Below are 25,103 nucleotides of genomic sequence, written 5' to 3'. Positions count from 1 at the left end.
CAACGCCCCATCAGGCTTTTTTCTCATAGGGCAACAAGCGCAAGCCGCTGGCCACACTGCCCACCAAGGCGAACACACAACCCAGCCACAGCGCGTATTGCGGGCCACTGCCCAGCGACAGATGGAAACAGAACGCCACCAATGACGCCCCCAGCGTTTGCCCCAGCAACCGCGAAATCGCGACGATGCCACTCGCCCCGCCGCTGCGGGCCAACGGCGCGCTGGTCATGATTGCCTTGAGGTTGGGCGATTGGAAAAAGCCAAAGCCGGCGCCGCACAAGGCCATGCGCCAGCCGATATCAAAGGCCGACGCGCCACTGCCCAAGGTCGCCAGCGCGGCCATGCCGGCGCTGAGCATCAACAGGCCGATACCGCACAGCACGCCCAGCGACACACGATCCGCCAGGCGCCCCGCCACCAGAGCCATCACAGCGACCACGGCCGGCCACGGCGTCATCAGAAAACCGGTTTCCACCTGGCTATGCCCGAGCGCCGCCTGCAACAGGAACGGCAACGACACAAACGCCAGGCCCTGAGCACTGAATGCGCAGATCGCGGTGAGGGAAGACAGCGCAAACACCGGCCGCTTGAACAAGTCCAGGGCCAGCATCGGCGCCGGGTGACCGGCCTGGCGGCGCAGCAGCAACGCGCCGCACACCAGCGCCACGGCGATCAGGCCCAACGTCAGTGCGCCCTGGGCACCGTGCACCGCCGTGCCCAGGCCGAGCACCAGCAAGGCGAACAACCCGGCACACAGTGCAGCGGCGAGACGGTCGAAGGCGTGGCCGGTCATGGGCAGCGTCGGCAATGAACGCAGGCCCAACCCCAGGGCCAGCAAACCCAGCGGCACGTTGATCAGATAAAGCCAATGCCAGGTGGCTACCGACAAAATCGCCGACGCCGCAGTCGGCCCCAGCGTGAAGGCCAGCCCCACTACCAGCGAGTTATAGCCCAGCCCACGCCCCAACATTTTTGATGGGTAGATATGGCGCAGCAGCGCCGTGTTAACACTCATCACCGCCGCCGCACCCAGCCCTTGCGCCACCCGCGCGGCGGTCAACGTCAGCAACGACCCGGCCAACCCGCAAAACAGCGACGAGAGAATAAACAGCAGCAAGCCACCGAGGTACACCCGGCGATGCCCCCACACATCACTCAACGAAGCAAATGGCAGCACCGTGGCGATAATCGCCAGCTGGTAGGCGTTGACCACCCAGATCACCGAGGCGGAGTCAGTGCCGATGCCTTCGGCCAGCGTCGGCAACGCGGTGTTGACGATGGCCGTGTCCAGGGTTGCCATGCCGATGCCTAAAGAAAGGGCGATCACCGCCGGCAGGCGTTTATTGGAGGGCAACCCATCGGCAACAGAAGACATGGACAATCCGGCGCTGGTAACAAAGGCTTCTAGAGTACGGGCAGACGCGGATTTTTTCAGTGGCCAATTGCCTGGCTGTCAGAATTTTCATTTAAACCGTCGATTTGTTGTGGCCAGACGCTTGTTGTGGCGAGCGGGCTTGCCCCGCGTTGGAGTGCGAAGCGCTCCCACCCCAGTCGCCTCGGTATTTCTGACAAAACTGGTTGGTAGCCTTTGGGGCCGCTTCGCAGCCCAACGCGGGGCAAGCCCGCTCGCCACAACAAGCCCGCTCGCCACAATAGGCCCGTTTGCCACAACAGGCCCGCTCGCCAAAAAGGGACCCGTTACTCACTCGCCCCAACACCCACAATCAACTCACTGCCCAACCACCCCGCCAGGTATTCACCGGCCTGGGCCACACCCGCGTCTTCCCCCAATCGCGCCACCAGAAACTCACACAGCCCGGCGAAGCTGCCATCGGCACGTAAGTGCAGCAAGGCCTCAAGCTCCAAAGCCTCTACCTGGCGCAAGCGCGAGGTGAACTGGCGTCGCCATACCAGCAGGCCGCCCGCCTCTTCAAGCATCGTCGCTTCGGGCGCGGGCGTCTCCTGCCACAGCGCCGACCAGATGCTCTCGGCATTGGTGGTCAGGGCATGGCAGCGCAGCGACGGCGTCAGCCGCAAAATGGCGGTATCCCAGTCCAACTCAGCCAACGCGTGCAGCGGCACAGGCGACGCATCGGCGGCGACAAAGGCTTCATTCAAGGCCGACTCGATCCAGGCCAACTCATGCACGTCGGGGTTATGTGGGAACAGCGTCTTCAACGTCGCGTTGAAACCTTCAGGATAAGCATCCAGCGTCCAGGCATGCGGCGGGTGCTGGTCGATATGGCTAATGCTGGCCGCCAGAAACACCTCATCGCCGAGCCAGCGGCGCAGATTCGGAAACGCTTGCTCAAGGCACCCGACCAACTGCGCGCGGTAGTTATTCTGGTACACCGCCAGACCCGCGCGGTGATTACCCAGCACCTGCGCGGCGTCGTCCGACGCACTTACCAGCCACGTGCGAAAGGCCTGCTGCCACTCACTCAGGTTCATCGCTGCGCCCCCAAGGCTCGGGCCATCGACAGCTCCTGAAGCAACTCGGCCAGCGGCGGAATCTCATCGTCGCGTTCAATCATCACCGCCACTGGCCCGAGTACCTTAATGGCCTTGGCATACAGTTCCCACACCCCGACACACACCGGACTGTCATGGCTGTCGATGAGCAAATCACGGCCCTGGCTATGGCCGGCCAAGTGCACCTGACGCACACGCTCGGCGGGAATGCCATCAAGAAACGCCAGCGCATCGAAGCCATGATTGCGGGCACTGACAAACACATTATTGACGTCCAGCAACAGCTCGCAGCCGGTGCGCCGGGCCATGGCGGCGATAAATTCCCACTCGCGCATGGATGCACCGTCGAAGGCCACATAGCTGGAGGGGTTCTCAATCAACAGCGTGCGGCCCAGCACTTCCTGGGCCTGGTGAATATTGGCGCACACCCGCTCCAGCGCCTCCTCGGTATAGGGCACGGGCAATAGATCATGGGAATTGAAGCCGCCACTGCGCGACCAGCTCAAGTGGTCGGACACAAACAGCGGCTCGACCTCATCCACCAGCGACTTGAGCCGGCGCAGATAGTGCGGGTCCAGCCCTTCAGCGCTGCCGATCGACATCGACACGCCATGCAGCGCTACCGGATGGCGCTGGCGAATCTGGCGCAGGATATGCCGAGGCTGGCCGCCTTCGACCATAAAATTCTCGGAGATCACTTCGACAAAATCCACCGGCACCGAGGTCTCCAGGAAGTCGCAGTAGTGTTCCTTGCGCAGGCCCAGGCCGTAGCCGGAAAAATGTGGGTTGGGTGTTGGCATAGCCTGTTCTCCATCAACTGCAGGAGCGAGCTTGTGGTGGCGAGCAAGCTCCCTCGCCACAACAAACCCGCACCTCACAAGGGTGGGTGAGTTACTTCGGCTCAGTCAGCGTGCCGCCAGCCTTGAGGCATTCGGACGGCGTCTTGACGATCACGCCTTCGCCCTTGCAGCTGTTGAGGCCCTTGCAGTCATGCTTGGCGGTGGCGCACAGGCTTTCGCCCTTGCAGCTGTTGACGCCGTAGCAACGGCCGGGTTTTTCCTGCTGATCGGCAGCGCTGACGGCACTGGCGAATGAAGCCGAGGCCATGGCGATCAGGGCAGCAGCAGCGGCGAGGCTCAGGCGAGATTTGAGTGCAGTGTTCATGGTGTTTTCCTTTTTTCGGGGGGCGTTATTTGATGACGGAAGCAGCGTCTTCGATGACCTTCGCCACAGCCTCAGGCTGGGCAATGTACACCGAGTGGCTGCCCTTGATTTCAGTGACCTTGGAACCGGCACGCTGGTACATCCAGCGTTGCAGCGCGGGGCTGAGCGCACGGTCTTCGGTGGAGACCACCGCGTAGGTCGGCTTCTTGTGCCAGGCCGCAGCCCACACGGTGCCGCCGAACAGCGCGGTGGTAGCTGGCACCTGTGAGGCGGCCATAAAATCGGTGCGATTGGTGGTCAAGTCGGCGGCAAAATCTGCGTTGTATTTGGTTCGGTCAAAGAACAGGTGGCCGTCGCGGCTCTGTTTGATGTCATCGCTGGGCGCCGGCATCGAGCCGATCAGTTGGGCCATGTTCTCGCCCACTTCCGGCTGCAGCGCCGAGACGTAGACCATCGACTTGACCTTGTCGCGGTCGCCGGCAATCGAGATCACCGCGCCACCGGAACTGTGGCCCACCAACACCACCGGGCCGACTTGCTGCTCCAGCACTTCGCGCGCCTCGGCCACGTCGGCGGCCAGGTTTTCGTGGCCCTGGTGCACCACGGTGACCTTGTAGCCCTTGTGAATCAGGATGTCGTGCACCACACGCCAACCGGAGCCGTCGACAAACGAACCGGGCACGATCACCACGCTTTTACCGGTGCCGGGCTGCGCGATGTCGGCCGCCTGGGCCAGCAGTGGAACAGTCATGGCCATCGCAACGGCCAGGGAAGAAAGCATGCGCATCGGGAATCTCCATCAGGGTTGTAAAGGTTTACCGAACAGCAGGCGGTCCAACGACCAGGCCCCACCGCCAGCGGCCAGCAGCGGCAGCAACAGCCCCGCCCAGGTCAGGTGCACCGGCCAGGCGTCGGGGTACACGAACACCTCGATCACCAGGGTCATGCCCAGCAGCGCAGCGGCGGCCGGGCGGGTCAGCAGGCCCAGCAACAGCAGCAGCGGGAACAGGTGTTCGGCGTAGGTCGCCAGGTGCGCGGCCCAGTCCGGCGGAATCAGCGGCAAGGCGTATTCCGAGCGGAACAGCGTGTAGGTCGACGGTTTAAGCTCAAGAAACCCCGTGACCTTGGTGCGCCCCGACAGGAAGAACACCGCCGCAATCGCGACCCGCGCCACCAGCAACAGCAGGGCCTGGGGCAGCAGGCGCTGGATCACGGTTGTTCCGTCAGGCTGCCGTAGCCTTTGGGGGTTTTGATCTGGGTGCAGGTGCCTTTGTCCACCAGCACCCAGGCATTGCCTTGGTAGTCGGCAGTGGCAGTGCCGGCGCACGAAGTGCCCTTGCCGGCAGCGCAATCATTGGCGCCGGCGAGGGACACGCCGAAGCATTTTTCCTGGGGCTTGGGCTCATCGGCATGAGCCACCGCCGCGAAGGCGCTGAGGGACAGGGCGAGGGTTGCCGCGAGGGCAGCGTAGGGACGCTTCATCGGTGTATCTCCTGGCTTGACTGAGTGTGGCCAGGGCGCGAGTGGCGGTGAGTGACCGCCGGCGCCAGCTGGTGAACAGAGTTAAAGCCAGGCGTGTATCCGCTCTGTGTCGCAAACACGACAGAACGTCATGCCGGTGTATCAAGGTGGTGCGGGGATACAGTGCGATACACAGTCAATAAAAAGCTGCCAAATTTCCGCCAATTTATTCGGCATCCCGAACGACACAATTAGAAATATTCGCCTTTCCGAACGGTGCCTCTCAGGCGCCGCCAACGACCGCAAAAATCACCATAAATTTCATAAGGTTGTTGTCATCTTTGTTACATGCCAACTGGCATACATTCTGCTTTATCAGTATTTCTAGTAATAAAATGTTTCAGCTTTGAGACAGTCTCATCCACTGAAACCCAATCCGTGACACGCGAATAAAAACGACAACGCCCCAAAGGAGGGCGACTTTTTCGACTTTTTGATCGACATCAACTTTCCAAGACTGCTGCTGCACATCTGCACCCCAAAAAGGGCGAATGGCCTGATCGCCAATAACAAGCCTGACTATAAAAAGGACGAATTGATGAGCTCGAGCAAGAATCACGCAGTGTCCTGTATGGACGCAGACCACCAAGCCCCGACTACCGGCGATAACGTGTTGGGCTTTGGCCCCTTCCTGTTACTGGCACGCCAGCACGTGTTGCTGCGTAACGGCGAGCCCGTCACGCTGGGGAGCCGCGCCCTGTACCTGTTGATCGCCCTGGCCACCCGCGCCGGCGAGTTGCTGGAGAAAGCCGAACTGATTTCCTTCGCCTGGCCCAAGGTGGTCGTGGAGGAATGCAACCTGCGCGCGCAGATCGTCGCCCTGCGCCGCGCCTTGGGCGACGACGGCAACTTCAGTTACATCGTTACCGTACCGGGCCGTGGCTATCGCTTCGTCGCGCCGGTGACCGTGCAGGCGGCCGGCGAAGACAGCTTGCCGGTGCCCGCCCCGCGCAGCCAGGAACCCTGCGCCACGCCGCCGTCCTTTGAGGTGATCGGCCGCGATGCGGTAATCGAAAGCCTGGCCGAACAAGTGCTGAGCCAACGCTTCTTGACCCTCACCGGCCCCGGCGGCATCGGCAAGACCACCGTGGCCATGGGCGTGGCGCACAAGTTGGCAAACGAACTCCAACTGGCCACTTGCTTCGTCGACCTGGCGCCCGCCACCAACGGGCAATGGGTGACCGGTATGCTCGCCAGCGCCCTGGGCATCCAGACCGTCAGCGACGATCCGCTGCACAGCATCGCCGCCACCCTCGCCGAGCGACGCCTGCTGCTGGTGCTGGACAACTGCGAACACGTTCTGCCGGCCACCGCCGACGCCGTCGAAACCCTGCTGCGCAGTGCACCTCACTGCTACGTGCTGACCACCAGCCGTGAACCGCTGCGCGCCGAAGGCGAACGCGTGCACGACCTGGCACCGCTGCAAGTGCCCGACGATGGGCCGCACCTCAACGCCGCCGAAGCCCTGAACTGGTCCGGCGTACGCCTGTTTGTCGAACGCGTGCGCGCCCTCGACCCCGACTTTGTGTTCAACGACGCCGATGTGGCAGCAGCCTGCGCAATCTGCCGCAAACTCGACAGCAACGCGCTGGCCATCGAAATCGCCGCCGCGCGGGTCCGCACCTTCGGCATCCAGGACCTGGTCGGCCTGCTCGACGGCAGCTTTCGCCTGCAAATGACCGGCCGGCGCACCGCCCTCGCCCGCCACCGCTCGTTGAGCGCGACCCTGGACTGGACCTATTCGATGCTCAGCGGCGACGAGCAGGCGATGTTGCGCCAACTGGCGGTATTCACCGGCTCGTTCACCCTTGATGCAGTCAAGGCGATGACCACCCGCAGCAGCCTCGACCCACGCAACGCGCTGCCTTTGCTCGAAAGCCTGATGGACAAGTCACTGCTGATCGCCGGTGAGTCGCAGTTGCTCAAGCGCTACCGCCTGCTGGAAACCACCCGCGCCTATGCCCAGGAAAAACTCACTGAGCATGGCGAAACCAACGCCACCGCCCAACGCCATGCCCGTTACGCCCTTGGCGTGTTGCAGGAGGCCGGCGAAAACCTGGATGGCCTGTCGCCGGAAACCTGGATCGCGCTGTACGGGCCAGAAATCAGCACCATTCGCTCGGCCCTGGACTGGGCGTATTCGGCCAACGGCGATCTGTCCCTGGGCATCGAGCTGACCCTGGGCGGCGTGCCGCTGTGGTTGCGCCTGTCGCTGGTCAGCGAGTGCCGTACCTGGGTCGAAAAAGGCCTGGCCAGCAACGCCATTGCACCGCTGCCGGTGCGCCAACGCATGCTCCTGCAAACCGCCCTGGCCAGTGTGTTGATGCTCACCTACGGCACCGGCGGGCCGATGCGCGAAGCCTGGCGCCAGGTACGCGAAGACGCCCGTGAGCTGGGCGATGCCGAACACAAAATGCGCGCCTTGTGGGGCCTGTGGACGGACCGTTGCGGCTGTAACCAATACACCGAAGCGCTGGAACTGGCCGAGCGTTATATCGCCTTGAACAGCAGCGGCAACCAGCAACTACTGGGTAAACGCATGCGCGCGGTGGCGCTGTTTCATATGGGCGACCTGGCGGGCGCGCGGCAGAATATCGACGAGGCCCTTGGCGCGCCGTCGGCACCGCGTTCGCACATCATCGACGTGCATTTCGACCAACGCATCGCCGCCCGTTGCCTGAAGGCCAAGGTGTTGTTGCTGGAAGGTGATGTCGACCCGGCGCTGCGCTTGATCAGCGCCTGCGTCGACGAAGCCATCTCACTCGATCACCCGGCGACGCTCTGGTACACCTTGTGCCTGGGGGCGATTCCTTTGGCGCTGTTGGCCTCTAACTTGCCGAAAATGCGTTATTACCTGGGCCTGCTGCAAGACAGCACCACGCGTCAGGATTTGCATATCTGGCGGCAGTTTCGTCTGTGTTTTGAGAGCATCCTGCTGATTCGCCAGGGTTCGCCGGAAGAAGGCGTGCCACAGCTTGGTGAGGCTCTGCATCACTTGCAGGGCCAGGGTGACAGCCAGCTCTACAGTTTGTTGCGGTGTGAATATGCTTTGGGTTTGGCGCGGCTGGGACTGGAGAAACTTGCGCTGGAAGTGTTGGAGGACACGCTGCATTTGGCGATTGGCCGCCATGAGCGTTGGTTTGTGCCGCAGATGTTGCGGATCAAGGCGCAACTGACATTGCGCCAGGGGCATTATGGGTCGGTGGACAAGGCCAAGGTGCTGCTGCGTCAGGCGTGGGTGGATGCGCAATTGGCGGGGGCGCATTTTTGGCGGGCGCAGATTGCGACGGATTTGGCGCGGTTGCAGGAGCCTAAATTGCGGATTGCTTCGTTGCCTCGGTTTCAGCATCGTTGATGGGTGGGGTTGAGTACATATCCGTTATTTGGGTTAGGGCTGAGATGGGTTCCACCCTTACGGCGGCTCACTTTTGAACAGCGCAAAAGTAAGCAAAACGCTCTTGCCCCACCACTCGGCACCTCGCCTAGGCTCGGTGTGCCCTCACTCCGGCTTTGGAGCGGGGGCCGCCGCGATGGGCCATCCTTGGCCCAGCGCGGCTAAACCGGCGTCCTGCCGGTTTACCCCCGCTCCAAAGCCTGCGTTCGGCCAGCGTGGTTTAACGGGGCGCCTAAGATCAAAAGCAGATCAAGATCAAAAGCACGGCGGCCTGGTAGCCGACCTGAGTGGTTGGATCAAAAGCAAGGCCGAGGCGGCCTGACAGCCGGCCTGTTCATTGAAGCTGAACTCAATCAAATGTGGGAGCGGGCTTGCTCGCGAAGGCGGTGTATCAGCAAGCTCATGTGTCACTGACCCACCGCATTCGCGAGCAAGCCCGCTCCCACATTTGGAGTTGTGTCGGGTCAGATCAGACGCGCCGCGACCAGCCAATCGGCCACGGCCTGGAATGAGGCGTCCGGCACGGGGTCGCCGGGCACGGTCTTACGGGCAATTTCAGTGGCCAGGGTTTTATCCGGCGCATGCGGAATGCCCAAATCGTAAGCCTCCTGCAACATCAACAACGCCTCCTCCGGCGACGCCCGGCACACGATCACCGGCACCGGCGTCTCGCCGCGCACATAACGCACGCCAATCACCCAACCATCGGTGGTGCCGATCATCATCGACGCCCGGCCCAACCCCAGCTTGGTCGCCAGTGCCTGCATTTCATTGCGCTGGCGGCGCCGTTCGCTCTTGATCAGCGGGTCGCCGTCGATGTCCTTGCGTTCGCGCTTGGTTTCGCTGCGGGTCATTTTCATGTCGCGGCCGAACAGCCAGCGCTGCATGATCACGTCCACCGCGCCCACCAGGATGAAGGCGCACAACACGGTAAACACCAGCGGCTTGAGCACCAGAAAAAACGTCGACTCCATGCACTCCGCACCACAGCGCGACGACTCCATCAGCGCCTGCAACGCATGCTTGCCGATCACGTAAAACGCGATCGCCAGCACATGCACCTTGATCAGTCCCTTGATGAACTCCACCAGGTTGCGCAAGGCAAAAATCTTTTTCATGCCCTCCGCCGGGTTGATGCGCTTGAACTCCGGCTTGATCGGGTCCACCGAGAACACAAAGCCGCGCATGGTGATGATATTGGTCAGGATCACCACGCCGGTGGTCACCGCCATCACCGGCAAGGTGATGCTGATCACCAGTTGCTCGGCATGGTCGAGTACCCGTGGCCACACTGTAGCGAACGGCTCGATGTAGATTTGCGCGGTGAGGTCGATCAGCGCCGTGACCTGGGCCCTGGCCCGCGGTGCGAGGATGGAAATACACAGCGTGCAAAACAGGATGACCATGCCCGACACCAGGTCCTGGCTCTTGGCGACCTGACCTTTCTGGCGCGCGTCCTTGAGTTTCTTGTCCGTGGCCGGCTGGGATTTCTCTTCGCTGGTATCGGCCATGGGCTACTCCATGCCCGACAGGGTTTTGAGCAGTTCGACGGTGCCGCGAAACTCCGCCAGTTGGTCGAGCATCAAGGGAATCAGGAAGCCGATATAGATGACCATCAAGATACTGAAAAACAGGTTTTTCACCGGCAGCGACAAGTCGAAAATATGCAGGTTGGGCGCCATCCGCGACAGGTAGGCGAGCATCAAGTCAGTGATCAACAGCGAAATCAGCAAGGGTGAAACCATCAGCACGCCGACGCGCATGATCTGGTCGAGGATCGACAACACCGCGAGCAACGCGGAGCTGGCGAACACCGGGGTGAACGAAGTGACCGGCCATAACTGGTAGCTGTGGTAATAGCCGTCGACCATCAGGATAAAACCACCGGACATGAAGAACAGCGTGATCAGCATCACCGTGAGCAAGGTCGCCATCACGCTGGACTCGCCGGACGACAACGGGTCGACCAATTGCGCCATGGTCGAGCCGCGTTGCAGGTCGATCAACTCCCCCGCCACTTCCGCCGCCCAGAACGGGATGCCGAACAACAGGCCGATCAGGATGCCGATCAGGAACTCCTTGATCAGCAACCCGGCGATAAACACGCTGCCGTGTTCGGGCATATGGGTGAGTGCGTCGAACACCGGGAAGAACATCGGAATTGAGATGGCCACGGCCACGCAGCCGCGAATCATGCCGGTGAGACCCAGGCGGTTGAACGCCGGGGTGATCACCACCACGCCCATCGCGCGGCAGGCGGCGAGCGAGGCGGCGCTGATCACCGGGTAGGCGACTTCAAGAAACTGCGCGGTAAGGCTGGCATCCATGGGCGGTCAGCGCGTCCACATGGGGAAATTGTCCAGCACCTGGCCGCCCAGCTCCGCGACTTGCCCCGCGAGTACCGGGCCGAGAAATACGATGGTCAACAACACCGCCACCAGCTTCACCACCTGGGGCAAGGTCTGGTCCTGGATCTGCGTCAGCGCCTGGAACAGGCCCACGCTCAAGCCCACGATAATCGCCACGCCCAGCGCCGGTGCCGAGAGCATCAGCACGGTCATCAGTGCCTGTTTCATCAATGACAGGAAAACGTCCTGGCCCATGGGTCGCGCCTCAGCCGTAACTCAGAATCAAACCGTGCATCAAGCGCGACCAGCCACTCAGCGACACGAATAAAAAGATCTTCAGCGGGATCGAAATCAGGTTCGGCGACACCATCGACATGCCCATCGCCATCAGCACGTTGGACACCAGCAAGTCCACCACCAGGAACGGGATGTAGAGCAGAAAGCCGATCTCGAAGGCGCGAGTCAGTTCCGAGCTGACAAACGCCGGAATCAGCACCACCAGGTCATCGTCACGCAGGTCGGCGCGGGCTTCCGGCGACCAGATGGTCTCGGTGGCCTGCACGAAAAAACCACGCTCGGACTCATTCGCAAAGCGCTTCAAATGCGCCTGCAGCGGCGGGCGTAGCGCATCGCCCAGGTCCTTGAGTTGCTCGACATGCTCGATGTTGAGGTCGCGCCCTTCCACCTGGCGGTACATGTCGCCAATCAGCGGCGTGGTCACGTACACCGACAGGATCAGCGCGATGCCATACAGCACCAGGTTCGGCGGGGTTTGCTGCACCCCGAGGGCGTTGCGGATCAGGAACAGCACCACCGAAATCTTCATGAAACCGGTGAGGGTGACCACCGCCAACGGGATCAGCCCGATCGTCGCAACGACCAGGATGATCTCGATCAGGTTCGGCTGATAACCGGTCATGGGGTGGCGAAACTCAGCAGGCGCACGCCCAGACCGTCACCGATTTTCACCAGTTGGCCCTGCCCGACGCGGCGCCCGTTGACCATCAGGTCGACGCTGTCCACGCCTTGGGTGTTGAGCTGCAACAGACTGCCCGCGCCCAGTTCACGCAATTGCGCCAGGCTCAATTCCAGGCTGCCGACCTGGCACACCAGTTTGAGCGGCAAGTCATCCAGGGCCGCAGCCGCATCCACATCAGTCATTGTGTTCTCCATGTGCAAAAGGGGCGCTTTCAATTCTTCTTGCAACCGCAAGGCTTCACCCTGGTATTGGCAGCGGGCCTGCAAGCGCCCGTCCAGGTCCAGCAGCAAGCCCGCGTCGTGTTCCAGCATCAGCACATCGCCGGGGCGCAGGCTGCGCAACTCACCGAGGCTCAGCCACTGCTGCCCCGCCAGCACCGCCAGGGTCTGGCGCAGCGCGGGCAGTGGGTCGGGCTCGACCTGGCCGTATTGCGTGAGCAACTGCGCCACCAGCACGGCGGCGCCTTCACTCAGGTCCAGCTGCGCGCGCATGGCGGGTTGATTGCCGAAGGTCAGTTCAAGCGCCAGGCTCACGGCAAACGTGCGCGGGTCGTCTTTGCCTTCGAGCAACTGCACCGGGTGGCCAAGCAACGGTTCCAGGGTCTCGATCAGGTCGAGTACCGCCAGTTCCAGCAGCAACGAACGCGGCAGCGAGGGCAACAGCTGCACGTCAAATTGCAGCGCCAACGGCACCAGCACCTGTTCCAGTGCGGCCGTCGACAAACGCAGGCGCACCGGCGCGCGGCCGAGCAACAGCAGCACATCGCGCGGGGCGTTGAGGGTGTGCGGCTCAGCGGCCCAACTCACGCGCAGGTCTTGCCCGGCGCAGCGGCCCTGCCAGGCGCGCCGGCGCCGGTGCAGTTGGTTATGCAAATCCAGCAACGCCGGGTCGTAGAGCGTCAGCCACGGCGCCAGAGGGTCGGCAAGGGCTGCGATCATGTGCCGGTGCCTTCGTCGCGCAACTCACCGACGCGGCGCTCAGCGCTTTCGCGTCCGTCCAGCAGGCTTTGCCAGGCTTCGGACTGGCGCTGACGGTTCAGGCGTTCCTGGCGAAACAGGTCGCGCTCGCGCTCCTGGCTTTGCAGGGTGGTGGACACGTGGGTCACGTCGTTTTCCAGCAGTTGCTGGTCATCCGACAGGCCGCGCAAACGGTCCTGGGCCGCCTGCCAACTGGCCACCGACAAGCCTTCGGTAAGGGACGCATACACCTGCCGCGCCTCTTCGGCAATCGCCTCACGGTGCAGGCGCAGTTGTTCCTTGGCATCGGTCAACACGCCGTGGGTTTGCGCGCAGCGTTGCTGTTGGGCGGCCAGTTGGCTGGCGGCGCGTTGTTCACGCAGCACCCGCAGGGTTTGCAGGGTGCGTAGTTGGTCAGTTTTCATTGGGGGTCACTCCTTCCTTAAGCCTGCGTGACAATCTTTAGATCCATGAAGATCAACGGTGGGAGCTGGCTGGCCTGCGATGGCGGTGGGTCAGCTTGCCCTTGTGTGACTGATAGACCGCTATCGCAGGCAAGCCAGCTCCCACAGGGTTTTGCATGGGGCTGAAGTTCACCGTTGTTCATTGATCTCATGCCAGCACCTGGCGCATGCGGACCAAGGTCTGGTCCAGGCTGCTCGGTTCGCCGGCGTTCTGGCGCAGGAATGCTTCGATCGCCGCGTGGCGGTTGATGGCTTCGTCGGCCAGCGGGTCGCTGCCAGCGGAGTACTCGCCCACGCGGATGAGCATTTCGATTTCGCCGTAGCGCGCCATCAGTTCACGAATGCGCAGGGCCAGGCGTTTGTGTTCTTCACCCGCGACCTGCTCCATCAAGCGGCTGCGGCTGCGTAATACATCCACCGCCGGGAAATAGTTGCGCTGGGCCAGTTCGGCGCTGAGGGCGATATGCCCGTCGAGGATCGAACGCGCTTCCTCAGCCACCGGATCACTGGCGGCGTCGCCTTCGGTGAGCACGGTGTACAGCGCGGTGATGCTGCCGGTGGGGCCTGGGCCGGCGCGCTCCAGCAGGCGCGGCAAGGCCGAGAAAAACGACGGCGGGTAACCGCGGCGGGTAGGCGGTTCGCCCACCGCCAGGCCGATTTCACGCTGGGCACGGGCAAAGCGCGTCAGGCTGTCCATCAACAGCAATACATTGCGGCCCTGGTCGCGGTGGTACTCGGCCAGGGTGGTGGCGACAAACGCCGCACGCACCCGCTCCGCCGCCGGCCGATCAGACGTCGCCACCACCGCCACCGTCCGCGCGCGGGCCTGGGCGTCGAGTTGCACATCGAGCAATTCGCGCACTTCCCGGCCGCGCTCGCCGATCAGGCCGATCACAATCACATCGGCTTCGCTGTTGCGAATGATGCTCGCGAGCAGCGACGACTTGCCCACGCCCGGCTCACCAAAAATGCCCATGCGTTGGCCCTGGGCCAAGGTCAGCAAACCGTCGATGGAGCGAATACCCAGCGCCATCGAACGCACAATCAGTTGCCGCGAAAACGGCGCCGGCGGTTCGGCGTGCAGCGGGTAGCGCTGCAAGGCCAGGGTCGGCGGGATGCCGTCGCCGTCGAGGAAATCACCCATCGGGCTGATCACCCGCCCGAGTTGCGCATCGCCCACCGCCACGCCCAGGGTTTCGCCGGTGGCAGTGATTTGCGTGCGGGTCGACAGGCCTTCCATGGAGCCGATGGGCGACAGAATCGCCTCGTCGCCATCAAAACCGATCACCTCGGCGCTCAAGCTGCGGCCGCTGCCAGGGTCGCGCAGCTGGCACAGTTCACCGATGCTTGCGCCGGCGACACTGGCGCGCAGCAGCACACCACGGATGCTCAACACGGTGCCGTGCATCGGTCGTATACGCGCCTGGGCCAAGCGCTCAGTCAAGCGCGGCAGCAACTGCTCCAGGTTCATGCCACGCCCTCTTCGGCGAACGGCAACAGGCTGCGACGCAGGTTTTGCAATTGCGCTTCCAGGCCCAGCTCGACGGAGCCGGCCGGGCTGTTGAGGCGCGCCTGGCCGGCACTCAGCTGTTCATCGGCGTCCACGGCAATCGCCAGGCCTTCGTGCTTGAGGCGTTGGCGCAAGGCCTCAACCTCGGCAGGCGGCACCCACAGGGTCAACGCCTGGTCCTGACGAAAGGCGCTCAAGGCCTGGCGGGTGCAACGCACCACGCGCTCGGCGTTGTCGAGTTCACCCAACACCTCACGCACGATGCCCAGGGCCAGATCGGCCAGGGATGCCTCCAGGCTGCTCAGGTAGTGCTGCACTTGGGACTGGGTTCGCACCAGTAACTGCGCGACTTGCTCCGCGCCTTCTTGCCGCGCCGTTTCAAAGCCCTCGGCGCGCGCGGCTTGCAGCCACTGGTCGCTCTCGGCCTTGACCTGCTCGGCCTGATCCTTGGCGGCCTGCAAAAAGGCAAAACCGTCGGTCCACAGCGCGGCTTCTTCGGCACGCAGGATGCGTGCGGTGGGACGGCTCGGTAATTCACTCATCAGTATTATCCTCGGCCATCAGGGCGGCGGCGGCCTGGACGATCTCCAGGTCACGCGGCAGCCGCGCGCTATGGCCCTGGGGGAAGGCAAAACGCAAACGCATCCAGCCCTGCAAATCGGCCTGCTGGGCGTGCAGCCAGGCCGCCACGCAGCCCTGACCATCGCGGTCGATGGCGTCGATCAGTTCCGCAGGCTCGCGCAGCAAATCCGCAGCACCGCCCAGTTGACGCAAGGCCAGCGCCTGGCTGAAGACCTCGGCGCCCAGGCCTTCGCGCAGTTCATTGACCACGTCGCGGCGAATCTCGCGGCTCAAGGTCGAGGCGTGCCAGATGGCGCCGCACAACCTCGGCAAGCGCGCAAATTGCGCCGGCGACAGCAGTAACACCGGCAGGTCTGCCGCCAACGGCGTCACCAGGTATGCCAGCGGCGCCAGCTGATAGTGGCTGACCAGCAGTTGTTCCAGGCGCTGGCGAAAACGTGGCTGGTTTTGCATCGCGTGCAGCACGTCTTCCGGCAGGTCATCAGCAAAACACGCGCCCAGGCTTGGCGCGCGCACGAACTGCAGCGGCTCGGCGATCAGCCCCTGCCAGCGTTCAAACAAACTCATTCACCCTCCTTGAGCACATACAACGCCTGGGATTGGCGCCGCGCCCACTGCTGGCGGGCCAGTACGCCGAGCGCGCCAAGGGCGATCAGCAGCAAGCCGCCAAACATAATGCGGGCCTGGGCGAGGTTGTCTTCCAGCAACCACAGGCCCATGAAGCGCGCCAGCCGAGGCTGTGCCGGGTTCTGACTGATGGCCACGGCGGCCTTGATCGCGGTCACCGACACGCCGTCGTAGCTGAGGCCGGAGATGCCGTTGGCGACCAGGGTCTTGATCTGCGGGATCAGCGTATTGATGTCGGTGCCTGGGTCGTAACGCACCAGCACCGAGGCCGACGACGGCGAAATCACACGCTTGAGCAAGTCGTTGTCGGGCAACACCACGTGCACACGGGCGGCGACGATGCCGTCGATCTGCGACACCGAGTGCGACAGCTCTTCGCTCAGCGCGTAGATCATCTGCGCGCGTTCCTGCACCGGCGACGACACCAGGCCATTGCCCTTGAACACCTCGCCCATGTTGGAAAAGCTCTGTTGGGGCAGGCCGGCGTTGTCGAGCAGGGTCATGGCTTCGGCAAAGCGCTCCTCATCGACCACCACTTTGAGCTGGCCGTTGTCCTGGGTCTTGCGCTCCGCCGGGATGCCACCGCGCAGCAGCACCGCGACCATCGCGTTGGCATCGCGCTCGCTGAGGTTGGTATAGAGGTCGGTGTTGCACGCCTGCAAGAGGCTGGCGAGCAGGCCGATCAGCAGCAGGCGCAGCGCGCGGTTTGGGCTTGGCATGGCGTTATTGACCCTTGAGCAACGTGTTGGCGGACCCGGAAATCTGCGTCGCACCGCGCACCACCATCTGGGTTTCGATGGAGTAATCGAACATCTTGCCCAGGGAGTGCACGATCTGGTCGACCTGCTGCTCGCCGACTTTTTTGCCCGGCTCGCCCTGCGGCGAAGCACTCGCCGTGCGGATTTCCACCGAGGCCGGCGGCGGCGCCGACGGGTTATTGGTGAGCACGTCGGCGCGTTCGGAAAACGCCCGGGTGCGGTCGATGAAACTGTTCATGCGCTCCATCAGGCCCGAGCCGATCTGGTGCGGGCTGGCGCCTTCGGGCATGCCCTTGGCGGTATTGGCCATGTGTTCGAACAGGTTCTGCGAGGCCCCGGCGGGCCCCGCACCGGCGGACGGCGGCAAAGCCGAAGCGCCGGCAGCGAGACTGATAGTCATAGGGGCTCCCTACTCGTCGTCGTCATCGGACATGGCGTCGTTCAGCAGTTCCTGCATCTTCGGCATGATGATGAACTGCCCGCCAATGGTGACCGCCTGGGTGATCAGCGCATCGTTGAACTCGGCATCGCTGGTGTCCGAGGGTTTGTCGGCGGCCTTGGCGTTATCCACCGCCGCGTTGAACTTGGCTTCAGGGCTGGCGCCACCGGGGGCGAGGTTGCTGTCTACGGCCGTTACGGACATGGTGCTGCTCCTTTACTGGGTTGGGGTTTCGGTACTGACTTGGGCGCCACGGAACACCCGCACGCCATGCTCGCGTGCCACCGGGGCGGCCGCGACAGTGGGTTGCAGGTGATCGACATGCTGTTGCACCAACGCCAGGTACGGCGGTGGGCCGGAGACAAACACCTCATCGCCCTCGGGACTATTGCGCATCGACAACTGCTGGCCGAACACGTCGAGGGTGTTCAGGTAGGCCTGCAACTGGTCGAGGTTGAGCGCGCTGGCCTTGAACAGCTTGGTGCTGATTTCGTCGCTGGCATTGAGGTACAGCAGGTTGCCGTCGAAGTACCAGGTCAGGCCATTGGTGCTGCACAGGGTCTGCAGGAACTCACCGGCAGTGGCGGCGCGAATGGTGCTGCGGGCCTTGCCGCGCACCTTGTCCGAGAGCACCAGCGGCACGTCGAGGTTGTGGCCGAATTCTTCCAGGGCACTGCGTACATCCTGATCGACCAGCACGTAGGCGTAGGGCTGGGAGAACCAGGCGGGCTCTTCGGCGGCGTCGGCCAAACCGGCATTGAACAGGCATAGGACGGCCATCAAAAATATGCTTACATGACGTCCGCCTTCGCCCGACGAGTTGTGACGATGACCAAGAATTTTCTGCTCGCCAGTACCCTGCTGTTGGCGGCCTGTTCCAGCAAACCTGCGACCGATACCGACAAGTCCCTGCAACTGGCCAACGACCTGAGCAAACGCGGCGACTACAGCAGCGCGGCCGCGCTGTACGAGCGCGCCGCCCAGCAACCGGGCGCCGGCATCGACCTGTGGCTCAAACTCGGCCAGGCCAAGCTCGACGCCAAGGACGCGCTGGGCGCCGAACGCGCCTTCCAGCAGGCCCTGGGCTTCGACGCCCACAACGCCGACGCCCTGCTCGGCCTGGGCACCGCGCAATTGCAATTGGGCAAGACCCAACGTGCGGTGACCGCTTTGGGGCAGGCTGCCGAGATCAATCACTTGCCGGTCGCCTACACCCGTTTGGGCATCGCCCAGGTGCTGAATGGCCAGGCGGTCGCGGCACAGACGGCGTTCGCTAAAAGCCTGAGCTTGCAGCCGGACGACCTCGACAGCCGTTGCAATCTGGCCCTGGCTTATGCGCTTGGCGGGCAGTCGCAACAGGCGCTGGAGACCATTGCACCGGTGACTCAGTCGCCCCGTGCGTTGCCACGGCATCAGCGCAATGAGTTGTTGGTGATGGTGTTGGCGGGCTTTGAACAAAAGATTGCCGGGTTGCCGTTGGATGATATTCCCGCGGCTGAGCGCGCGCGATTGGTGGTGGAGGCCAAGCGCATCAAGGCGATCAGTGATCCGGTGGCGCAGGCGAAGGAATTGGGGTTGGTGGACCCGCGCTGACTGATCGTTCCCACGCTCTGCGTGGGAATGCAGGCCGGGACGTTTTGCGTTCCGAGGCGTGACGCGGAGCGTCACAAGGGGCATTCCCACGCGGAGCGTGGGAACGATCATTGCGATCATTGGCGTGCCTTTGGTCATTGTTGGCCTCCGGTGGCGCCGGCTTTGGCTTCTTGCTGATCTTTGCGCCGCTGCAGTTGCTCGCGGTCGAAGCCTTCGATGTAGACCTGGGCGGCGCGGCCGACGGGGGCGGCCATGGCCGGGCCGGTGGCGCGGCCTTGGGTCAGGTCTTGCTTGCGCTCAACCATCTGCATCAAATTCAAATTGTTCGCACAGCCCAACGGCAAGGTCGGTTTGAAATCTTCGTCCAGGCCGATTGCATCCTTGGCCGGCGGCTGCTGGCATTGGCTCGGCAAACCATCCGCGCGGTATTCCGGCGCGTAATACACCGGCGCCAAATGGGTCTGGCAGCCCACCAGCGCCAGGGGCAACAGCATCAACACACGCAAAGCAGTCATCGCAGGCCCCCTCATCAATTCATGTAGAAACCGAACGCCCCGCCGCTGCGCGGACCGGTGGCTGCGGCGGTAGCCGGCTGTGCGTCCAACGGTGTGGCAAGGCTGCGGCTGCGCACCGGCTCCACCAGATACGGCGTAATCAGGATCACCAACTCGGTTTCGTTACGCTGGAAACGCTTGGAGCGAAACAGGTTGCCGAGGATCGGCAAGTCGCCCAGCAACGGCAGTTTTTCGATGTCCTGGCTGCTCTCACGCTGGAACAGCCCGGCGATGGCGAAGGTCTGCCCGCTGCCCACTTCAACCCGCGTATCCGCGCGGCGCACGCTGAAGGACGGCACATGGAAATTGCCGAAATCCACGGTGCCGCCGCTGACCACGCTGCTGACTTCGGGGCGCACTTGCAGGGCGATGCGGCCGTTGGGCAACAGCGTCGGGTTGAACAGCAGCGACACGCCGAACGACTTGTATTCGATGCCCACCAGGTCACGGTTGACCGGCACCGGGATCGCCACTTCGCCGCCGGCGAGGAAGCTGGCAGTCTGGCCGGTCATGGCGGTGATGTTCGGCTCGGCCAGTATCTGCAACACACCGTTGGCTTGCAGTGCGTCGAGCATGCCGTCGATATTCACATTGCCCGAGCCGGTGCCCGCCGACGCCAAGCCCCCCGCCGTGGCAGCCGCCAGGCCACCGCCGGTAATCAGCCCGAACGAGAAGGTGCCGTTGTTGAACATCGCGTTCCAGTTCACGCCGTAGTGCAGCAACTCGGACCGCGACACTTCGGCAAAGCGCACACGCAGGTTGACCTGGGCGGCGCCGGCGTATTCGGTGGTGTTGATTGCGCTTTGGAAACCTTGGCCCTGCGGGTTGAGCAGCGCGTTGAGGTCGGTCGCTTCGGCCACTGAACCGACAGTGCCCTTGGCGATCAGGCGGTTGCCGGCGCCGGTGATTTGCGCGCCATTGCCGGGGTGCAGTTCCTGCATCGGCGCCGTCACCGCCTGGGTGCCGCTGCTGACCGACAAGGTCAGGCTGGCGAGTTGTTTGCCGTCATTACCGAGGGCGATCAGGCTGGTGTTGCCCGGCGCCTTGCCGAAGATATACAGCGTGCCGGGCGACACCACTTGCAGGTCAGCGACGTTGGGCTCGGCCACCAGCACCGACTCCACCGGCGCGACAAAATGCAAAATACGCCCTTCGCCGGACGCCAGATTGATCGAGCCCCCCGCCCCATTGGCAATTTCCTGAGCCTGACTTGCACAACTGACCAGAGCCAGCAACAACACACAAAAACGCATCATGAGGCAGACGCCAGGGTAGTGACGGAAGCCGCGGCAGGTGCGCGGCGGTTAGAGATATCGGAGAGGCTGATGGTCACCAGCGCTTGCAGGTTGTATTCGGTGGCCAGCTCGCGGAACGACAGCACCGCCAGTTCCAGCTCGCCGCGCAGTACCAGGCGACGCAGGCTGCGGCGCAATTCCGGGTGCACCAGCAATACCGCGCTGTTGACTTCGCGGGTGTTCTCACAGGCCTGGCGCAGTTGCGCGAGCAAGGCGCGGCTGACGTCTTCGGGGATCACTTCGCGCTGCGGTTCCTGGCGACGCAGGGACGCGCGCAACTGATCTTCCAGGCCGGGCGCCAGCACCAGCGCGCCGATCACCCGGTTACGGTCGGCGTATTGATGGCTGATCTGCCGCGCCAACGCGGCGCGCAAGTGTTCGGCCAGGCGCCCGGCATCGGTCTCGCGGGCGCCCCACTCCACCATGGCTTCGAGCAAGGCGCGCTGGTTGCGGATCGATACACCTTCGCCGACCAACAGGCGCAGGGTTTCGGCAACCCGTTGCAAGGGCACCAGGCGCAAGGCTTCTTTGACCAGCTCGCCGTAGGTGGCTTCGGTGCGTTCGAGCAACAGGCGGGTTTCCTGGATGCCGAGGAAGTCGGCGGCATAACGGCGCAAGCTGCGTTCCAGCACAGCGCGCAAGACCTCATCGGGCAGCAGGAAACCGATGCCGGCGTTGCGCAACGTCTCTTCGTGCTGGCGCTCGATCCAGTGGGCGTTGCGGCCATTGAGCGGCGAATCGGCTTGCACGGTGGCGATGTCCAGCAGCTGCACATGCACCGGATCGTCCTGCAGCAACAGACAGTTGATCGGCAACTCGCCTTCGCTCACCGGCACGCCTTCCAGCGACACGCGGAAACCGCCCGGCGGCGCCTTGGGTTCCATGTAGATGCCCGGCACCGGCACATCCACGCCGAGGTCGGTACGAATGTCGTGGCACAGCGCTTCGACACGCTGGCGCAGCAACTGGCGCGGCGCGCTTTGGGACAGGCCGCTGCCGATGGTCAGCAGCACGCGGGTATCGGGCAGCAGGTTGTCATCCAGCTCGGCCTGCACTTCGACCACCGGTTCCGGTGCCTCGACCAAGGCTTCAGGCTCGACTTGGGGCTGGCGCGTGTGCCGGCGATACATCACGAACGCCGCACCACCGAAGGCGGCGGACAAGCCGAGGAACACCCAGGTCGGGAAGCCCGGCAACAAGCTGACGCCGATCATGATCAATGCGGTCAGGCCCAGCGCGCGGTAGCTGGCGCCCAACTGCTTGATGATCTCGCTGCCCAGGTCACCGGCTTCACCGTCGCTGTTGACGCGGGTGACCACAGTGCCTGCCGCCACCGAAATCAGCAGCGCCGGGATCTGTGCGATCAGGCCGTCGCCCACGGTCAGCAGCGAGTAGGTGTGCACCGCCACACCGAATGGCATGTCGCGCTCGATCATGCCAATCAGCATGCCGCCGAGCAGGTTGACCGCGAGGATGACTAAACCTGCAATGGCGTCGCCTTTGACGAACTTCATCGCGCCGTCCATCGCGCCGAACATCTGGCTTTCACGCTCCAGGCGCGAACGGCGGCGGCGCGCTTCGGCCTGGTCGATATCACCGTTGCGCAGGTCGTTGTCGATGCTCATCTGCTTGCCGGGCATGGCGTCGAGGGTGAAGCGCGCGGCCACTTCCGCCACGCGTTCGGCGCCCTTGGTGATCACCACGAACTGCGCCACGGTGATGATCAGGAACACCACCATGCCGACCACCACCTGGCCGGCGATGACGAAGTCACCGAAGGCCTTGACGATATGCCCGGCGTCGCCGTGCAGCAGGATCAAGCGGGTGGTGGTGATCGACAGCGACAAGCGAAACAGGGTGCTGAGCAGGATCAGCGGCGGCAACGCGGAGAACTCCACCGAATGGCCGATGTAGAACGCGACGATCAGAATCAGGATGCTCAGGGCAATGTTGAGGCCGATCAGCATGTCCACCAGGTAAGTGGGCAGCGGGATGATCATCATCACAATTGCCATGAGCATGAACGCGACGATGATCACGTCGGTGCGCTGCGCCGCCATGCGCGCCAGGTTGTTCAGGCGGTTGAGTGCACTCATGCGCTGGCCCTGCGTGCGGCCAGGTAGCGTTTGAAGCATTGGCGCGCTTCGTCCTTGCGCTCGCCGTACCACAGCGCGCGGGCGCGCAGCAGCAACAGGCTGGCGGACTCACCTTCCAGCGCCACCAAGCGGTCGAGGGCACCGAGGGCGCGGGTGGCGTCGCCGCTGTCGGTAAAGGCCAGCACCAGCGAGCGCAGCAACACGGCGTCTTCTGGCGCGACACTGACGGCAATCAGCAACATCACCAGCGCTCGCTGGGACTGGCCATTGCGCCGGTACAGCTCGCCAATGCCCTTGAGCAGTTGCACGGCGTCGTCGTTATCGCGGGCCATCAGGCATGTACCTCCGAGCGTTGCTGTTCGAGGGTGCGGCGCATTTCGATCTCTTCGCTGATCAGGTCGTGGGCCAGTTCCTTGATTTCGGGCTCGGCGTCGAGGCTTGGCAAGATGTGTTCCATCACGTGTTCCAACAGTTCCAGGGAGCGGGCGCTGCCGAACAGCAGCGAGTCGACGCCGGCGGCGCTGGTGAGTTCTTCGAGGTCACTGCGCAGCGAGCGGCGGGTTTGGGTCTTGCGGGTTTTCAGCACCGCTTCGAAGGCAGTGGCCTGGCGTGAGTTGACCGGGCGAACGGCTTCGACGGGCGCGCTGCGCACGTCGCTGGGGATGAGCGGGCGGGGTTCGACTTTCATGCGCGGGCCTGATCGTTCCCACGCTCTGCGTGGGAATGCAGGGTGTGACGCTCCGCGTCACCGTGCGCTGACGTCAGGACGCGGAGCGTCCGGGGCGGCATTCCCACGCAGAGCGTGGGGACGATCATCTGGGTGTGTGCCATGGCGCAGCTCATAGGGTGAAGGTGAAGCGTTCTTCGCCGCGGGCGAGGATCACTTGGTTGTTCTCGATGCGCTCCAGCACCCAGTTGTCCGCCAGGGCTGCGCCGGGGTACAGGCGTTTGCCGCTGTCGTTGATCACGTAGGGGTGGGTGCCGAACCACACGGCCTGGAAGCGCACGCGTGGTCGCGCGGCGTCGGCGCGCACGGCGACGCGGGGGTTGAGGACGATTTGTTGGCCGTAGCGCTGATCGAAGGCTTGTTGCAGGGCCAGCCACTGGGGTTTTTGCGACTGTTCGAAGCTGCCCACAGCGCTGAGTTGGCCGTTGGCGTTAGTGACCTTTATTGCGTCCAGATGGGCGGCCTGGAGTTGCTGCTCCAGCCAGGCTTTGGCGAGTTCACGGGGCGGTTTTTTCAGCACCGGAACATCTGCTGCTGTCACGGCAGTTTGGGCTATTGGTGCGTCGTTACGCACCGCCAAGGCCCCCGCACACAAAAACAGCAGGACGATCGCGACACTCCAGGGGGTAAATGGGCGCCTCGCGTCCGAAGGTTTTTGCGCCCCTTCCGGTAAAGCCAGGCTCACGCCCGCCGCGCCGAGGCGCAATTGCACCGGCAAGCGCGCGCGATGGCCGCTGCCGTGGGGAATACGCACATTGCCACTGAGCAGCACATCGCCGCCCAAGGCCTCGACCGCCACCTGGTCGCCCTCAAAACGCAGGCGCAGGTGCAAGCCGGCGATGCCGGGATCACTGAGTACCAGGTCGGCCGCAAGGTCTGCGCCGAGGGTATAGACGGGCTGGTCGAGCACCAGGGAACTGCCCTGGTGCAAACCGCCGGTCACAGTCAAGGTCGGTGCGCCAATACCGGCGACCGGGCCTAAAGAAATCAAGGCTGTCATGTTCGGGTTTGCCCCCTTGAGCATGTGCAGCGGGGTCAACAATCAGGAGGTAAAAGTACTCAGGTAAACGGGCAGCGCCGGCGCCGCCCGTTTTGGCGAATCAGTTCTGCGGACGCTGTTTGGTGGCGTCGAGTTCCGCTTTTTTCGCGGTGCTGATTTCAGTGATCTTGGCCGACTTCTCGATAGCCATGTTGAAGGTCGCTTCCATCTTCGCGATAGCGTCGTCGGCGCCGCCGGCTTTTACTGGTGGGACATCAGCCATGTTCATCTCCTTGCATCGATAGGGAAGTTATTCAGTTGCGCAACAGCAAGCTGAAAGTATGCAAACCGGTGAATGCCCAAAACGTCAGACAGTGAGCCTTCGAACCGTCGTTGGTTTGCATGGCAGCCATACTACTCACGATCAAAACGCCTTCGCTGTGAAAGCTTGTGAAACGTTTCGGCTACCGGGTGTGAAAGGTTTGGCTCAACCTGGCGTTGAGAAAAACTCATGCAGTTGAGGGCGTTGAACTTTTTCCGAAAAAACCAAACATGGCCAAGTCCAATGTTTACAGGGCTTTCCTGGCCTCACCTGGAACCTCGCTGAACACTCTGCGCCCCTGCGAGCGATCGTTCCGAGCTTAT

Annotated in this window: 30 protein-coding genes; 2 read left to right on the top strand and 28 right to left on the bottom strand. The window is 63.2% G+C overall.

Annotated elements, in window-relative coordinates; all coding sequences use genetic code 11:
• Nucleotides 1-10 precede the first annotated feature (10 nt).
• From L8I05_RS04755 to L8I05_RS04720, 8 genes are all read right to left on the bottom strand, one after another.
• A complete protein-coding gene (locus L8I05_RS04755; protein ID WP_242167367.1) occupies nt 11-1,375 on the bottom strand; it encodes an MFS transporter in 1,365 nt (454 codons plus the stop codon).
• A 323-nt stretch (nt 1,376-1,698) separates the two neighbouring features.
• Nucleotides 1,699-2,451: a DNA-binding domain-containing protein gene (locus L8I05_RS04750; protein WP_242167366.1), complete on the bottom strand. Its 753-nt coding sequence runs from the start codon at nt 2,449-2,451 to the stop codon at nt 1,699-1,701.
• The gene (locus L8I05_RS04745; RefSeq protein WP_242167365.1) at nt 2,448-3,272 is read right to left on the bottom strand and encodes a DUF692 domain-containing protein; all 825 of its coding nucleotides are present in this window, start codon (nt 3,270-3,272) and stop codon (nt 2,448-2,450) included. Before L8I05_RS04745 ends, L8I05_RS04750 begins: the two co-directional genes overlap by 4 nt.
• 91 nt (nt 3,273-3,363) lie before the next feature.
• A complete protein-coding gene (locus L8I05_RS04740) occupies nt 3,364-3,636 on the bottom strand; it encodes a hypothetical protein (protein ID WP_242167364.1) in 273 nt (90 codons plus the stop codon).
• Nucleotides 3,637-3,661: 25 nt separating this feature from the next.
• Nucleotides 3,662-4,423 carry an alpha/beta hydrolase gene (locus tag L8I05_RS04735; RefSeq protein ID WP_242167363.1) on the bottom strand — a complete coding sequence of 254 codons (762 nt, stop codon included), beginning with the start codon at nt 4,421-4,423 and terminating at the stop codon, nt 3,662-3,664.
• Nucleotides 4,424-4,435: 12 nt separating this feature from the next.
• Complete coding sequence (locus L8I05_RS04730) at nt 4,436-4,849, bottom strand: DoxX family protein (RefSeq protein ID WP_242167362.1); 414 nt, start codon at nt 4,847-4,849, stop codon at nt 4,436-4,438.
• The gene (locus tag L8I05_RS04725) at nt 4,846-5,118 is read right to left on the bottom strand and encodes a DUF2282 domain-containing protein (protein WP_106579920.1); all 273 of its coding nucleotides are present in this window, start codon (nt 5,116-5,118) and stop codon (nt 4,846-4,848) included. Before L8I05_RS04725 ends, L8I05_RS04730 begins: the two co-directional genes overlap by 4 nt.
• 379 nt (nt 5,119-5,497) lie before the next feature.
• Complete coding sequence (locus tag L8I05_RS04720; protein ID WP_242167484.1) at nt 5,498-5,716, bottom strand: hypothetical protein; 219 nt, start codon at nt 5,714-5,716, stop codon at nt 5,498-5,500.
• On the opposite strand from L8I05_RS04720, the gene L8I05_RS04715 reads away from it, so the two are divergent.
• A complete protein-coding gene (locus tag L8I05_RS04715) occupies nt 5,696-8,512 on the top strand; it encodes a winged helix-turn-helix domain-containing protein (protein WP_242167361.1) in 2,817 nt (938 codons plus the stop codon). The two genes, L8I05_RS04720 and L8I05_RS04715, sit on opposite strands and share 21 nt — an antisense overlap.
• Nucleotides 8,513-9,015: 503 nt before the next feature.
• Here L8I05_RS04715 and L8I05_RS04710 read toward each other — a convergent pair.
• From L8I05_RS04710 to L8I05_RS04650, 13 genes are all read right to left on the bottom strand, one after another.
• On the bottom strand, nt 9,016-10,062 hold the full coding sequence (locus L8I05_RS04710) for an EscU/YscU/HrcU family type III secretion system export apparatus switch protein (RefSeq protein WP_242167360.1): 1,047 nt from the start codon (nt 10,060-10,062) through the stop codon (nt 9,016-9,018).
• 3 nt (nt 10,063-10,065) lie between these two features.
• A complete protein-coding gene (gene sctT / locus L8I05_RS04705) occupies nt 10,066-10,878 on the bottom strand; it encodes a type III secretion system export apparatus subunit SctT (RefSeq protein ID WP_242167359.1) in 813 nt (270 codons plus the stop codon).
• A 6-nt stretch (nt 10,879-10,884) separates the two neighbouring features.
• On the bottom strand, nt 10,885-11,154 hold the full coding sequence (locus L8I05_RS04700; protein WP_016969171.1) for a flagellar biosynthetic protein FliQ: 270 nt from the start codon (nt 11,152-11,154) through the stop codon (nt 10,885-10,887).
• Nucleotides 11,155-11,164: 10 nt separating this feature from the next.
• Nucleotides 11,165-11,818 (bottom strand): type III secretion system export apparatus subunit SctR, encoded by a 654-nt coding sequence (gene sctR, locus L8I05_RS04695; protein ID WP_017137580.1) that lies wholly within the window; start codon nt 11,816-11,818, stop codon nt 11,165-11,167.
• Nucleotides 11,815-12,816, bottom strand: coding sequence for a FliM/FliN family flagellar motor switch protein (locus L8I05_RS04690; RefSeq protein ID WP_242167358.1), 1,002 nt, complete (start codon nt 12,814-12,816; stop codon nt 11,815-11,817). Before L8I05_RS04690 ends, sctR begins: the two co-directional genes overlap by 4 nt.
• On the bottom strand, nt 12,813-13,259 hold the full coding sequence (locus L8I05_RS04685) for a hypothetical protein (protein WP_197627665.1): 447 nt from the start codon (nt 13,257-13,259) through the stop codon (nt 12,813-12,815). Before L8I05_RS04685 ends, L8I05_RS04690 begins: the two co-directional genes overlap by 4 nt.
• A gap of 187 nt (nt 13,260-13,446) precedes the next feature.
• A complete protein-coding gene (locus L8I05_RS04680) occupies nt 13,447-14,769 on the bottom strand; it encodes a FliI/YscN family ATPase (RefSeq protein WP_242167357.1) in 1,323 nt (440 codons plus the stop codon).
• Complete coding sequence (locus L8I05_RS04675; protein WP_242167356.1) at nt 14,766-15,350, bottom strand: FliH/SctL family protein; 585 nt, start codon at nt 15,348-15,350, stop codon at nt 14,766-14,768. Before L8I05_RS04675 ends, L8I05_RS04680 begins: the two co-directional genes overlap by 4 nt.
• Complete coding sequence (locus L8I05_RS04670; protein ID WP_242167355.1) at nt 15,343-15,957, bottom strand: type III secretion protein; 615 nt, start codon at nt 15,955-15,957, stop codon at nt 15,343-15,345. Before L8I05_RS04670 ends, L8I05_RS04675 begins: the two co-directional genes overlap by 8 nt.
• Nucleotides 15,954-16,736: a type III secretion inner membrane ring lipoprotein SctJ gene (gene sctJ / locus L8I05_RS04665; protein WP_159957599.1), complete on the bottom strand. Its 783-nt coding sequence runs from the start codon at nt 16,734-16,736 to the stop codon at nt 15,954-15,956. The genes L8I05_RS04670 and sctJ overlap by 4 nt, the downstream gene beginning before the upstream one ends.
• Before the next feature lie 4 nt (nt 16,737-16,740).
• Nucleotides 16,741-17,175, bottom strand: coding sequence for a hypothetical protein (locus tag L8I05_RS04660; RefSeq protein WP_159957601.1), 435 nt, complete (start codon nt 17,173-17,175; stop codon nt 16,741-16,743).
• A 9-nt stretch (nt 17,176-17,184) separates the two neighbouring features.
• Entirely contained in the window at nt 17,185-17,418 is a 234-nt protein-coding gene (locus tag L8I05_RS04655) for a hypothetical protein (protein WP_159957603.1), read from the bottom strand.
• Nucleotides 17,419-17,430: 12 nt separating this feature from the next.
• The gene (locus L8I05_RS04650) at nt 17,431-17,994 is read right to left on the bottom strand and encodes a type III secretion protein (RefSeq protein WP_242167354.1); all 564 of its coding nucleotides are present in this window, start codon (nt 17,992-17,994) and stop codon (nt 17,431-17,433) included.
• Between the two features lie 48 nt (nt 17,995-18,042).
• Here L8I05_RS04650 and L8I05_RS04645 point away from each other — a divergent pair, with 48 nt between their 5' ends.
• Nucleotides 18,043-18,807: a tetratricopeptide repeat protein gene (locus tag L8I05_RS04645; protein WP_242167353.1), complete on the top strand. Its 765-nt coding sequence runs from the start codon at nt 18,043-18,045 to the stop codon at nt 18,805-18,807.
• Between the two features lie 134 nt (nt 18,808-18,941).
• On the opposite strand, the gene L8I05_RS04640 is transcribed toward L8I05_RS04645, so the two are convergent.
• The 7 genes from L8I05_RS04640 to L8I05_RS04610 all read right to left on the bottom strand — a co-directional run bounded on the left by L8I05_RS04640 (nt 18,942) and on the right by L8I05_RS04610 (nt 24,741).
• On the bottom strand, nt 18,942-19,322 hold the full coding sequence (locus tag L8I05_RS04640; protein WP_159957609.1) for a hypothetical protein: 381 nt from the start codon (nt 19,320-19,322) through the stop codon (nt 18,942-18,944).
• Between the two features lie 14 nt (nt 19,323-19,336).
• The gene (locus L8I05_RS04635) at nt 19,337-20,617 is read right to left on the bottom strand and encodes a type II and III secretion system protein family protein (protein ID WP_242167352.1); all 1,281 of its coding nucleotides are present in this window, start codon (nt 20,615-20,617) and stop codon (nt 19,337-19,339) included.
• Nucleotides 20,614-22,752 (bottom strand): type III secretion system export apparatus subunit SctV, encoded by a 2,139-nt coding sequence (gene sctV / locus L8I05_RS04630; RefSeq protein ID WP_242167351.1) that lies wholly within the window; start codon nt 22,750-22,752, stop codon nt 20,614-20,616. Before sctV ends, L8I05_RS04635 begins: the two co-directional genes overlap by 4 nt.
• Nucleotides 22,749-23,087: a type III secretion protein gene (locus L8I05_RS04625; RefSeq protein WP_242167481.1), complete on the bottom strand. Its 339-nt coding sequence runs from the start codon at nt 23,085-23,087 to the stop codon at nt 22,749-22,751. Before L8I05_RS04625 ends, sctV begins: the two co-directional genes overlap by 4 nt.
• The gene (locus tag L8I05_RS04620; protein WP_159957617.1) at nt 23,084-23,440 is read right to left on the bottom strand and encodes a hypothetical protein; all 357 of its coding nucleotides are present in this window, start codon (nt 23,438-23,440) and stop codon (nt 23,084-23,086) included. Before L8I05_RS04620 ends, L8I05_RS04625 begins: the two co-directional genes overlap by 4 nt.
• A 151-nt stretch (nt 23,441-23,591) precedes the next feature.
• Nucleotides 23,592-24,479 (bottom strand): FHA domain-containing protein, encoded by an 888-nt coding sequence (locus tag L8I05_RS04615; RefSeq protein WP_242167350.1) that lies wholly within the window; start codon nt 24,477-24,479, stop codon nt 23,592-23,594.
• A gap of 100 nt (nt 24,480-24,579) precedes the next feature.
• Nucleotides 24,580-24,741, bottom strand: a complete 162-nt coding sequence (locus L8I05_RS04610; RefSeq protein ID WP_016969018.1) for a hypothetical protein — start codon at nt 24,739-24,741, stop codon at nt 24,580-24,582.
• Nucleotides 24,742-25,103: the final 362 nt, after the last annotated feature.

It is taken from the genome of Pseudomonas sp. MONT-RG-20F-20-E-7-02 (assembly GCF_022662395.1).
In the GTDB taxonomy this organism is placed as follows: Bacteria; Pseudomonadota; Gammaproteobacteria; order Pseudomonadales; family Pseudomonadaceae; genus Aquipseudomonas.
Note: the sequence above shows the minus strand (reverse complement) of the source record. Positions and strands in the feature narration are given on the sequence as shown.